Below are 11,650 nucleotides of genomic sequence, written 5' to 3' on the forward strand. Positions count from 1 at the left end.
CACCTTACTGCATCAACAATGTATAACTAAAATAAGTGGCATATATTACCAGTACTTAAGGTAGCACAAATGAGGATTATGCTCCTGCTACTTTAACAATCTATTCTAAGTTTAAGATTTCAACTTCTGTACTGGCTGGCACAAAACCAAATAACGACCATGACGCTTTAAAATTTCTTCCTCTTCAAATTGTTTCAGGAGTCTGGTGACAGTGACTCTAGTTGTACAAATTGCTTCGGAAAGAGCTTGATGGGTCAAAGGTATCTCTATTAGTTTTCCTTGTTCCACATCGCGACCGAATTTTCGCGCTAACCAATCTAGTAGTTGTAATAAGCGGGAAGGAACAGGTCTACAATGAACGATATTTAGCAATTCTTCACTCAGTCTAATATGAGCGATCGCTGCATCGATATATTGATACCAAATATTGCTTGGGAGCAAATTCACCTCAACACTAGTTAAACATTCTATTTGATAAGGCTCCAAGTTAGTTAAAGGTTTCCCAACAATATCTCCTGAACCCCAAAATCCTAAAATAATTGGTTTTCCGTCTTCACTCCAAGTTAAAGTACGGACAACTCCCCGTTCAATTTTCCACAAAATATCAGGCTGTAATGTTAATAGGTCATAACGGCTAAACGTTAGCTGTTTGAGAGGAGTAGAATTTACAGATGTAGGCACAGAAATTAACATAGATTCTAGGGGGTAAGGGATACTTGGTTGATGATATTGATAAGTGATTACCTACTAGGCAATGGGTTGACCATCTAAGCGCCGAATGGCAACCACCGCAGGTTTTGGTGGGTCATTGACCGCTTTTCCCGGCCAATTAGAACCAATGGGAATATTGCGAGTTTGGCTGAATTTTTCTCCATTGGTTGCGTGCATAGTAAATTCGCGAGTTTGGGCAGTGGAATTTTGCCTAATTCCGTACATTTCTCCGGGATGTTGTACCGATAGAAATAAAGTTTGTTGATCTTGAGTGAAAAATGGCCCGGTGGTTTCGCATTCCATTGGTCCGATTCCGAATAGATAAGCATTACCAGCATTATCGCCAGTAGTGGGAATAAACCAAATCGAATTATTGCCAAAGGAACCAACACCATCTTTATCTTTAGGATTATTATGTTTTCCGGTGGACATATCTGTTACCATCCAGACATTTTGATTGTTGTCGATCGCGATATTGTCTGGGTTAGAAAAACCTGCGCCACCTGCTATTGGTTCTCCGCCTACAGCTAACATTTTCCACCCAAATGTTAAAGCATCTGGTTGATTTTCATCTTCTATTAAGTGCATTATCCAACCATATTCCCAAGGAGTTTCGCCTTTTGGCCCTTTAAAAATGCGTTTGTCTGGGGCACCATCTCCACTTGGAGAACCAGAGGTAAATGTAATATATAAAGAACCATCTGGGGCAATTTCTGTGTCTTCGGGACGGGCGGTACAGGTGGCACCAGCGGCGTTAGCGGCAAAGTGGGCATCGATGAGAATTGCGCCTTGTTTTTCCTCTGGAGTGCCAATGTAGAGGTCGCCCAAGGTTTTGAAAGTTTGTTTGAAATTGGCTATTTCTGCGTCTGATTTGGCTTCGTAGATGCCGCCTGTGGGACGTTTGGGTAGGGGTACGAGTCCCTCAACCAAGTTGCTGGGCAAAACGGGGTTTACCGGAGTACTTGGTTGTAGTGGTATCCATTTGCCTGTGCCATCGGGGTTAAATTGGGAGGCGTAGAGCATTCCGTAACGCAGGAGGTTGGAGTTGGCTTTGTCTTTGGGGTCTTGGACTTTGCCTGTGCTGACGAATTTATACAGGTGTCCGCCTCTGCGATCGCACCCCGAATAAAACGCCACTCTTTTACCCGCTTGTGCTCTAACTCCTACAGCTTCATGTCTGTAACGCCCTAACCAAGTATGTTTAATCCCGTAATCTTTCGGATTTGCTGGATCGACTTCTACAATCCAGCCATATTTGTTACCAGCTAATCCCAGTACATTTCCTTGCCCGTTCAATTCGCCTTCTCCGATCGCAAATTGTTTTTCGCTTGGGTCAAAGGAAGTTCCATCAGCATAAACTGGTTCTGGTACTTGATTTTGGAAGTTCTCTTCCGCGCTTAAAACTGTACCCCAAGGAGTTGTCCCCCCAGCACAATTAGCAAAAGTACCAATAATTTTTGCCCCTAAATTATCCACATAACCTTGCCCAGTTTTTTTCTTAAAAACCAACACACCGGGGCCACTTACATCTAAATATTTACCATCTTTTAAACCACTAATTCCGGTAATTCGACGGTCAGCCGCAGAGTTTGTTCTCTCCCATTTTCCTTCAGCATTTTTGCGAATTGAAATAATCCCAATTCCTTGATCGATTAAAGCTTCTTCCGAAATTTGTTGTATTTTTGCTTTTAATTCTGCCTGTTCTGGCGGTAAAACAAAAGCATTAATTCCGTTTTTCCCTGTTTCTTTCAAGGCAGCTTGGATCTCATCTGTAGGTAATTTTTTGGATATGACTTTCTCGAAGGTTTGAAACCAAGGTACAGCACTAATATATTCAAAGTTAATCGTTAAATAGCCTTCATCTTTACCAGTTTCTACAAAAGATAAATAATCATTGTTGTAACCAAACCGAGAATCACCAATTTTATCTCCCCAAGCGCCGACAATATCGTAGGTGTAACCTTCTGGTAATACGAGGTCATCGGCTACTTCGTACTTACTAAAATCTGCGATTTGTTGTGCTACTGGAATTTCTTGAGTTTCTAGAGGCATTGGCCCTTTTACTGGTTGAAAGCCAATGCCACTCAAAATACTTTTTTTCTGCTTAACAAGATATGTACCTAGAGCTACTGTGGCAGCACCCGCTCCTAAAAATAACAGGAAGTCGCGGCGTTTTAGTTTCATAATCAAAAATCAGTTAATCGAATGAGCAGGGCTAGCAAAAAATTATAACTGCGCCCCTTATTGTATGTCTCCTAGTTTAGGGGCAAGTAAGGATTTGGTAATCTTCAGGTTAAGCAGCAAGGGGCAGAGGGGCAGAGGGGCAGAGGGGCAGAGGAGCAGAAGGTAAAAATCCCCTTGTCCCCTTGTCCCCTTGTCTCCTTGTCCCCTTGTCCCCTTGTCCCCTTGTCCCCTTGTCTCCTTGTCTCCTTGTCCCCAGTCAAGAGTCCCCAGTCCCCCATCAAGAGCGATGTCCGGTGACGATGTATGCTACTCTTTGACCGATGTTGGTGGCGTGATCTGCCATACGTTCTAGGTGACGGATGACTAAGACTAGTAATAGGATTGGTTCGACTACGCCTTTGATGTCGCGTTGTCCGGCTAGGCGTTGGTAAAAGGTTTCGTAGGCAATATCTACTACATCATCTTGTTGTTTGACTCTTCTTCCGGCTTCTGCGTCTAAGTCGGCTAAGGCTACTAAGCTCATGGCTAACATGGCTTGAGCTTGGTGGGACATAGCTGCGATTTCTGATAAGTAGGCGTGAGGTGGGTAGGGAAATAGTTTGATAGAAATTTCGGCTAAATCTTTGGCGTAGTCGCCGATTCGTTCTAAATCTCGGACTAGTTGCATATAAGCGCTTAAGAGGCGCACGTCTTGGGCTACTGGTGCTTGTAACGTGATAAGGGCAGCACAGTCTAATTCTATTTGGCGGTAGAGTTGGTCAACTTGTTTATCGAGTAAGGGTATTGCTTCTGCTGCGGCTAAGTCGCGGTTAAATAGGGACTGATGGGAGAGACGGAAAGATTGTTCTACTAATGCGCCCATTCGTAAGACATCACGTTCTAAGCGCCTGAGACTGCGCTCAAAGTTGATGCGTTCGGGTGGAGGGTTGAAAGGGGAGGAGTTCACCTTAATTTATCTACCAAATAAGGTGTGAATATGCAAATTTTAAACTTTTAGAGATTATTCATAAGGTAATTCTATTTTGAGCCAAGCGCCACCTGTTTGGGGGTGATTTTTGGCGGTGACAGAACCACCGTGAGCTAGGATGATTTGGCGAACGATCGCTAAACCCAAACCACTACCTGTTGTACTAGATTTTATCGTGCTTTCCTGTTCTGTAGAAGATGTTGCTTCCCTTTTGCGCGAAGGATCTCCTCGGTAAAGTCTTTCAAAAACATAAGGTAAATCTGATTCGAGAAATCCGGGGCCACAATCTATAATATTAATCTCTACTAATTGGGGAATTTCTATCTTTGGATAGATGTTAATTTCAACTTTTATTTCTCCGGCTTCTGGACTATATTTAATACTGTTATCGAGAATGTTTAAAAAGACTCGGTGCAAACGAGACTCATCGGCTTCCATTTGTAGGGTTTCTGGGCCAAAATAATTCAAAGTAAGCTTTTTGGCAGTGTATAAAGGTTCTAAACTTTGCCAGACGGAATTTATCAATGAGTGTAATTCTAAGGGTTGACGGCGCAGCTTATTGCTAGAGTCGGTTTCTAGTTGACTCAGTTCTAACCAATCTTGTACCAAGTTGATCAGCCGATTGACTTCTGGGAGTAATCGTTCTACCCAACGGCTTAAAGGTGGTTCTAGGCGATCGTGCAAAGCTTCTGCTACTAAACGAATTGAGGTTAAGGGCGTTCTCAGTTCGTGTGCTAAGTCAGACACCCAGCGATCCTGTGCTTGGGAAAGTTCGACTAAAGCTTGACGATTTTCTAAGAATACTCCAACTCGCCCATTTGATAAAGGTAAACTGGTGGCTCGCAGGGTGAGGGATTTGGGTTTGAGACGTTCTTGATATTCTCCTGCTTCTGCGTTGGAGTATGTGGGATGAAATACCCATTCTTGCTTGATTGGTTGCTGTTGGTGGCGAGTTTGATCGATTAATACGTCGAGTTCGTAAGAACGGACTAACTCTAGTAGCAAGCGTACTTGTCCAGGTTCCCACCTGTCTAGGTTTAACATCTGCCTTGCTTCTTCGTTACACCAAATCAGCTGATTTTCTTCATCTACCATGAGAAAGCCGCTGGGTGCTAGTTGCAAAATTTGTTGCCAAGTTTGGATTTCGCTTTCTAGTAGTTGGCGATGTTGATTTACTAAAGTTACTCCCCGACGCAAACGAGAGATTAGCGGTAAGGCTGAGTCAGTACCAGGTACTTGCAGGGATAGCAATAATTGCTTTAAGCGTTGATTAAAGCGCATTCGCCAGAACAAGGCAATTACCAATCCTATTAATAAACCAGCCAGAAATTCAACAATAGCCATTTGCGCGATCGGTGGCTAGCGACCAATGATAAACATCTACTAACCACATAATCAACTATCAACCCAATCACTAACAATTAACAACTACCCAAACCGATAACCAAATCCGCGAATGGTAATAATGTATTCTGGGCGACTAGGATCTTTTTCCAATTTTTCCCGCATCCAACGAATGTGGACATCAACGGTTTTACTATCACCAACAAAATCTTGCCCCCAAACTTGGTCAAGTAACTGTTCTCGCGACCACACGCGCCGAGGATAGCTCATAAATAATTCTAGGATGCGGAATTCTTTGGGGGCAAGGTTGATTTCTTCTCCCCGCAGTAAGACACGACATTCTTGGGGATAGAGTGTAATGTCCTTATACTGCAACATTGCTGGCTGTGTTAATCCGCTGAGGCGTTGACGACGGAGTAATGCACGACAACGGGCGACAAATTCCCGCATACTGAAGGGTTTGGTTAGGTAGTCGTCTGCGCCTACTTCTAAGCCTAATACGCGATCGGTTTCGCTGCCTTTGGCACTGAGTATTAATATGGGGACTGGATTACCTTGGCGACGGAGTAACCGACAAATATCTAGTCCATTGACTAGGGGTAGCATGATGTCTAACACTACTAGGTCAATGAATGATTCTCCGGTTTCGTTGCTGGCGTTTTGCAGGATACTAACGGCTTTTTGTCCGTCAGCTGCGGTGAGTACTTCGTAGTCTTGTTCCTGTAACGCCATGACTAGCATTTCACGAATCAAGTCTTCGTCTTCTACTACTAGGATGCGTCTCTTTTGACCGATTTCGGTTCCTGATTGATTTGGTGTTATCTCAAGGGAAAACATGATTGAGGAAGTTTGTGCAGACTTGTTCCTTCCAAACGATAGCGCGATCGGTGTCCTTATAGGTAGAAAGCAGCGGAAATTTCTAGATTTCCTCAATAAAGCTGAAGCTAAAATAAAGCGTTGAAAAGGTAGCCAATGCTGATAATACCTAGATGTAGGCGTAGCCTTCCCGTAGGGTATGCAGATAAACGCAGATGAACGCAGATGTTGTTTTGATTTCTGTCTTCTGTGTTCATCTGTTTCATTATTGATTTAACTTAGTTTTTCTACTAGGTTGGTTACTCTTTCTTTGATTTGATCTCGTACAATTTGAAAGGTTTCTTTTGATTTGCCTGCGGGATCTTCGAGTTGCCAATCTTCAAATATTTCTCTTAATACCCACTCTTCTGGTAAGTTGACTCCACAACCACATAAGGAAATTACTGCATGGTAATCTTCGGCTTGAAAATCACTTAAGGCTTTGGATGTTTGAGCGGTAATATCTATGCCAATTTCTGACATTACTTCTATTGCGTTTGGGTTCACAACGCTTGCTTCTAAGCCGGAACTGGTAACGGCTATTTTGCCTTTTCCTATTGTTTTTGCAAATCCTTCTGCCATTTGCGATCGCGCCGAGTTTTTCTGGCAAACAAACATCACTTTTTTCATGATTTATTTCTTTCTCTAAATACTCTTACATTTTCAAACAACGAGGATCGTACAAAGTTGCTTTTTCCGGTTCTCGCGGAAACCAAAATGCGGTTTTTTTGCAAATTTCTACCAGCATTAACATTACTGGTACTTCAATTAAAACTCCTACTACTGTGGCTAATGCTGCACCGGAATTTAACCCAAATAATGTGACTGCTGTGGCGATCGCAACTTCAAAATGATTACTTGCGCCAATTAATGCTGCTGGTGCTGAATCTTCATAAGCAAGATTCATTTTTAAGGCGGCTACGTAGCTAATCAAAAATATGAAGTTGGTTTGAATGAACAGGGGAACGGCTATTAACAAAATGTGCAAGGGATTGTTAACTATTAGTTCGCCTTTGAAAGCAAATAGCAATACTAAGGTAAGTAACAGGGCGGTGATTGCGATCGGACCCAGATAATGCAAAAATTTCTCTTCAAACCACCTTTTACCTTTATGTTTCAAAATCCAATAGCGGCTGTACATCCCTGCTGCTAATGGTAAACCTACATAAATTATCACTGATAAAACTATGGTTTCCCAAGGGACAACTAAGTTATTTGCTGCTAGTAACCATCTCCCTAAAGGTGCATATAAAAACAGCATCGCTAAGGAGTTTACTGCTACCATTACTAAAGTATGCCCCTGATTTCCGTAACAGAGATATCCCCACATTAAAACCATTGCTGTACAAGGGGCAATTCCTAATAAAATCGCTCCGGCAATGTAAGAATTTGCTAGGGGAACTTCTACTCCTCTAATTATTTCGGTTCCGGTAATTAAGGGGCGAAATAACCAACCTAAAAAGAATTGGGCAAACACTACCATTGTGAATGGTTTAATTAACCAGTTGACTACTAAAGTTAAAATTACAGGTTTGGGTGCTCTGATGGCATTTGCTGCTTGGGTAAAGTCAATTTTTACCATGATGGGATACATCATGAAAAATAAGCATAAGGCGATCGGAATTGATACCTGATAAATGCTCATCGCATCTAAGGTAACAGCTATTTTCGGAAAAACTCTTCCTAAAATAATGCCAGCAATGATACACAAAAACACCCAAACAGTTAGATATTTTTCAAAGAAGCTGAGGTTGCTACCCGCTTCTACTTTCTTCGTATTTCCAGCCATTAGTTTAAATGTCCATCCCCCAATCAATGTAGGGATGAAGCATTCGAGTCAGAATTTATCATCTAAAACCTAGACTTTCTGCCCAAACGCTTTCCCGTACTATCCATCATTTCAAAAAAAATTGATTTGTCAAGTACATTTCAACAAAACTTGATGATTGCTTTTTACTCCTGGCAGGTACGGGCGGGAACGATCGGACTAAAGCGGCGATAATCTGCCAAATACTGCTCTAATACCACAAATTGAGACAAATTCAGGCTGTAATAAATCCAGCGTCCTTCTTGCCGAGAACGTAGTAAACCAGCTTCTTTAAGGGTTTTTAGGTGAAAAGAAAGTTTAGATTGACTGACTTCTAGCTGTTCGCATAATTCACAAACACATAACTCTCTTTGCCGCAGAAGTTCGATGACTTGTAGGCGCAGAGGGTCAGATAAGGCATGAAATCCGGCACTAATTTGGGTGGGTGTAATTGTATCTATCATCAATTTTTTTTAATTCATAACCTAATCTTAATTTTATTTTGGCAATTTTAGCAACATTTCTTTAAAATGAAATTTGTAGAACTAGAGAGAACGGCGAATGTTATTACATTTAAGCACTTGGACAGAAGTAGAAGCTTATTTAGAAAAGTCTACAGGCATTATTATGCCAATTGGTTCCACAGAACAACATGGGCCGACAGGATTAATTGGTACGGATGCGATTTGTGCGGAGGCGATCGCCAAAGGTATAGGAGAAGAAATTAACGCAATGGTAGCACCCACAATTAATGTTGGGATGGCGCTACATCATACAGGTTTTCCTGGCACAATTAGCTTGCGTCCAAGTACGATGATTCTATTAATTAAAGATTACGTAACTTGTTTAGCCAAAGCCGGATTTACTAAGTTCTATTTTATTAACGGACATGGCGGAAATATTGCCACAATGAAAGCTGCTTTTGCCGAAACTTACGCGCATTTAGCGGATTTAAATGTGAGGAATCATGAGCAAGTAAAATGCCAAGTTGCCAACTGGTTTATGTGTGGTTCAGTTTATAAATTAGCTAAGGAATTGTATGGCGATCGAGAAGGTTCTCACGCCACACCTAGCGAAGTAGCTGTTACCCAATTTGTTTATCCAGAAGCAATTAAACAAGGGCAACTTTCAGAAGAGGTTGGCAAAGGACACGCGATTTATGGTGCGGTAGATTTTCGTAAACGTTACCCTGATGGCAGAATGGGATCGAATCCTGCTTTAGCGACACCGGAACATGGGAAACAATTTTATGATTTGGCGGTGAAAGAATTAAGTAATGGGTATTTGGAATTTTTGAATGCTGAGTAAATTTTTTAAGCGGTTTTTTTAACCATAACTGGTTCTAATTGCCAGAAACATACCGCAGTTAAACTTGTTAAAATTGCTGCAAAACCAAAAAGAGCAGGATATCCAAAGCTACCCGCTATATATCCACTCACCAAACTACCTAAAGCACCAGATGCGCCAACGATCGCATTATAAAACCCAATTGCCAAACCTTCTTTATTCCTGGGAGCTAGAACAGCAACCATTGTAGAACTAGATACGTTAATTGCTGCCCTCTATAATTTTTGCTATGAAAAGTATTTCAAGAATCTGAATTAATACTGAATACTACCAAGCAATCCAACTAATTTATACATTTCATGTAACCAATGTGTCAGTAGTATTTAGCTCTGATTTCAACTGATATTTAAAACCATAGATAAATGCCAAGTCAGGGTTGACCTTTATTTATTCGAGGTTATACTCGTAATAGCTTTATTTATCGTTAGCATGAACGGGATCGCTCCTACCAGCAAACCAGCTGAATATGATCGGCTTGTTGATTCGATCGGCAAAGTCTTCATCATTGCCTACAAAGAACCAACTGGATTACTTGAAGAAATCTTAAGTAAAGAAAAGTTTCAATACGAAGTTCTCAGACAGGAACACAAGCCAGAATATCAAACATATTCTCGCAGTTATCTTTGCTTAATGAACCATTGCCGCGCTTGGGAAAAAGCAATTCAGGAAAGCAAACCAAGTTTAATTATTGAAGCGGATTTTGTTCCTGTAATTGATTTTGGTAAACTTCCCTTACCCTTCGATCCTCATCAAAAAGATGTCGGAATTTCCTGGTTATATACTTGCGCTTCCCAAGTTTATAGCGTCTCAGAAGAAGGCTATGCTGAAGGCTTTTCGGTTTCCACAGTTGCTTATATTGTCACACCAATAGCAGCAAAATATTTGATAGAACTAGCAGCAGAAATTAACCAAAAATACGGAACAAATGCCTACTCATCTTGGGATTCGGATATTGATAAGTTTCTCAGGCAAAAAGCCTTAAAAAATTATATTCCATTTCGCAATTATGGGGAACATGGAGGATTACCGAATTTAGAACATTATAAAAACGGTTTGAGTAAAACTCATCGAGCCGATGTATTATATAGAAAACTGGCATTTTTGCCTTTCTATGCCTCTGAAGATAGGGGAGGAAAAGAGAATTTATTAACTGCCAGAATTCAGGCTCGTTTAAAGGGAATAGCTCGTTTATTACTGGGTAAATTTTTGCGAATACCAGTGATTCAAGGTTCTAGCACACCGACAAGATTGATTAGTTTTGCCATTCGCAGACAATTGTCGTTACATCTATAAAATAAAAGGTAGATTTGGAATGTTGATAAACCAAAATAAAGTAAAACTCATTGCGTTTTACCTTCCTCAATATCATCCCATTCCTGAAAATGACGCATGGTGGGGGAAAGGGTTTACAGAATGGACAAATGTTACCAGAGCCAAGCCTTTATTCGCAGAACATTATCAACCTCACATTCCAGCAGACTTAGGATTTTATGATTTGCGTTTACCAGAAACCAGGGAAGCTCAAGCTGAATTAGCCAGAGCTTATGGCATATATGGCTTTTGTTACCATCACTATTGGTTCAATGGTAAACGTATTTTAGAAAGACCGTTCAATGAAGTTTTAGCCTCTGGAAAACCGGACTTTCCTTTTTGCCTTAACTGGGCAAATGAGAACTGGACAAGAGTTTGGGATGGAAAAAACAAGCATATTTTAATGGAACAAAAATACTCTATTGAAGATGATAGAGAGCATATTCGATCGCTAATTAAAGCATTTCAAGACCCCAGGTATATAAGAATTGACGGCAAACCGCTATTTCTTGTCTATAGATCTTCAAAAATACCCAACCCTCTGCAAACAACATCTATTTGGAGAGAAGAAGCAAAAAAGATGGGTATTGAAGATCTTTTTTTATGTAGAATCGAAAATTTTGATAGTGAAAATATACCGCTCTCTTCGCAAGGTTTTGATGCTGCGATAGAGTACCAGCCACAATGGGTCTATATGTCGAAAATGACCAAGCTCGATCGCTTAGCTAAAAAAATAAAAATATGGGATAAAGCATACCGAGAAAATTTCATTTTTGATTACCCGGCAACAGTAAAAAAGATGTTGCAAAAACCTCTTCCCTCTCACAAATATTTTCGCGGTGTAACTCCCATGTGGGATAATTCAGCCCGCCGCCAAACTAATGCAGCCATCTTCAAAAATTCAACTCCCGATATGTATGAATATTGGTTAAAAACGGTTATTGAACAATCATCAGCAAGGAACCCGAAAGAGAATTTTGTGTTTATAAATGCCTGGAATGAATGGGCAGAAGGTTGTCATTTAGAACCTTGTCAGAAATGGGGAAAAGCTTACCTAGAGGCTACCTTAAGGGCATTTAAATCCGCAACTAACCTATAAAGTTTGGGTTAAAAATTCCATTGAA

12 protein-coding genes are annotated in these 11,650 nt (G+C 40.9%); 3 read left to right on the plus strand and 9 right to left on the minus strand.

Features of this window, described 5'->3' with window-relative positions; genetic code table 11:
* Positions 1-111 precede the first annotated feature (111 nt).
* From ACE1CI_RS28700 to ACE1CI_RS28735, 8 genes are all read right to left on the minus strand, one after another.
* Positions 112-693, minus strand: a complete 582-nt coding sequence (locus ACE1CI_RS28700; protein ID WP_413265689.1) for a Crp/Fnr family transcriptional regulator — start codon at positions 691-693, stop codon at positions 112-114.
* Positions 694-747: 54 nt separating this feature from the next.
* Positions 748-2,895 carry a PhoX family protein gene (locus ACE1CI_RS28705; RefSeq protein ID WP_413265690.1) on the minus strand — a complete coding sequence of 716 codons (2,148 nt, stop codon included), beginning with the start codon at positions 2,893-2,895 and terminating at the stop codon, positions 748-750.
* Positions 2,896-3,172: 277 nt separating this feature from the next.
* The gene (phoU, locus tag ACE1CI_RS28710) at positions 3,173-3,841 is read right to left on the minus strand and encodes a phosphate signaling complex protein PhoU (RefSeq protein ID WP_413265691.1); all 669 of its coding nucleotides are present in this window, start codon (positions 3,839-3,841) and stop codon (positions 3,173-3,175) included.
* 54 nt (positions 3,842-3,895) lie between these two features.
* Positions 3,896-5,206, minus strand: a complete 1,311-nt coding sequence (locus ACE1CI_RS28715) for a sensor histidine kinase (RefSeq protein ID WP_413265692.1) — start codon at positions 5,204-5,206, stop codon at positions 3,896-3,898.
* An 84-nt stretch (positions 5,207-5,290) separates the two neighbouring features.
* A complete protein-coding gene (locus ACE1CI_RS28720) occupies positions 5,291-6,043 on the minus strand; it encodes a winged helix-turn-helix domain-containing protein (protein ID WP_413265693.1) in 753 nt (250 codons plus the stop codon).
* A 252-nt stretch (positions 6,044-6,295) separates the two neighbouring features.
* Complete coding sequence (gene arsC, locus ACE1CI_RS28725; RefSeq protein ID WP_413265695.1) at positions 6,296-6,691, minus strand: arsenate reductase, glutathione/glutaredoxin type; 396 nt, start codon at positions 6,689-6,691, stop codon at positions 6,296-6,298.
* A 25-nt stretch (positions 6,692-6,716) separates the two neighbouring features.
* The gene (arsB, locus tag ACE1CI_RS28730) at positions 6,717-7,850 is read right to left on the minus strand and encodes an ACR3 family arsenite efflux transporter (protein WP_413265696.1); all 1,134 of its coding nucleotides are present in this window, start codon (positions 7,848-7,850) and stop codon (positions 6,717-6,719) included.
* A 164-nt stretch (positions 7,851-8,014) separates the two neighbouring features.
* Entirely contained in the window at positions 8,015-8,332 is a 318-nt protein-coding gene (locus tag ACE1CI_RS28735; protein ID WP_413265697.1) for an ArsR/SmtB family transcription factor, read from the minus strand.
* A gap of 97 nt (positions 8,333-8,429) precedes the next feature.
* On the opposite strand from ACE1CI_RS28735, the gene ACE1CI_RS28740 reads away from it, so the two are divergent.
* Positions 8,430-9,176, plus strand: coding sequence for a creatininase family protein (locus tag ACE1CI_RS28740; RefSeq protein WP_413265698.1), 747 nt, complete (start codon positions 8,430-8,432; stop codon positions 9,174-9,176).
* Positions 9,177-9,181: 5 nt separating this feature from the next.
* Here the strand turns inward: ACE1CI_RS28740 and ACE1CI_RS28745 are convergent, their stop codons facing one another.
* Positions 9,182-9,421 (minus strand): MFS transporter, encoded by a 240-nt coding sequence (locus tag ACE1CI_RS28745; RefSeq protein WP_413265778.1) that lies wholly within the window; start codon positions 9,419-9,421, stop codon positions 9,182-9,184.
* Positions 9,422-9,644: 223 nt separating this feature from the next.
* Here ACE1CI_RS28745 and ACE1CI_RS28750 point away from each other — a divergent pair, with 223 nt between their 5' ends.
* Together ACE1CI_RS28750 and ACE1CI_RS28755 are read left to right on the plus strand one after the other, a co-directional pair.
* On the plus strand, positions 9,645-10,508 hold the full coding sequence (locus tag ACE1CI_RS28750; RefSeq protein ID WP_413265699.1) for a glycosyltransferase family protein: 864 nt from the start codon (positions 9,645-9,647) through the stop codon (positions 10,506-10,508).
* Between the two features lie 19 nt (positions 10,509-10,527).
* The gene (locus ACE1CI_RS28755) at positions 10,528-11,625 is read left to right on the plus strand and encodes a glycosyltransferase WbsX family protein (RefSeq protein ID WP_413265700.1); all 1,098 of its coding nucleotides are present in this window, start codon (positions 10,528-10,530) and stop codon (positions 11,623-11,625) included.
* Positions 11,626-11,650 lie beyond the last annotated feature (25 nt).

This window comes from Floridaenema flaviceps BLCC-F50 (genome assembly GCF_041929275.2).
Classification (GTDB): domain Bacteria; phylum Cyanobacteriota; class Cyanobacteriia; order Cyanobacteriales; family Aerosakkonemataceae; genus Floridanema; species Floridanema flaviceps.

Coding starts and splice junctions, on each gene's coding strand:
- ACE1CI_RS28700 (WP_413265689.1), bottom strand. CDS start 693: ATGTTAATTTCTGTGCCTACATCTGTAAATTCTACTCCTCTCAAACAG.
- ACE1CI_RS28705 (WP_413265690.1), bottom strand. CDS start 2,895: ATGAAACTAAAACGCCGCGACTTCCTGTTATTTTTAGGAGCGGGTGCT.
- ACE1CI_RS28715 (WP_413265692.1), bottom strand. CDS start 5,206: ATGGCTATTGTTGAATTTCTGGCTGGTTTATTAATAGGATTGGTAATT.
- ACE1CI_RS28720 (WP_413265693.1), bottom strand. CDS start 6,043: ATGTTTTCCCTTGAGATAACACCAAATCAATCAGGAACCGAAATCGGT.
- arsC (WP_413265695.1), bottom strand. CDS start 6,691: ATGAAAAAAGTGATGTTTGTTTGCCAGAAAAACTCGGCGCGATCGCAA.
- arsB (WP_413265696.1), bottom strand. CDS start 7,850: ATGGCTGGAAATACGAAGAAAGTAGAAGCGGGTAGCAACCTCAGCTTC.
- ACE1CI_RS28735 (WP_413265697.1), bottom strand. CDS start 8,332: ATGATAGATACAATTACACCCACCCAAATTAGTGCCGGATTTCATGCC.
- ACE1CI_RS28740 (WP_413265698.1), top strand. CDS start 8,430: ATGTTATTACATTTAAGCACTTGGACAGAAGTAGAAGCTTATTTAGAA.
- ACE1CI_RS28750 (WP_413265699.1), top strand. CDS start 9,645: ATGAACGGGATCGCTCCTACCAGCAAACCAGCTGAATATGATCGGCTT.
- ACE1CI_RS28755 (WP_413265700.1), top strand. CDS start 10,528: ATGTTGATAAACCAAAATAAAGTAAAACTCATTGCGTTTTACCTTCCT.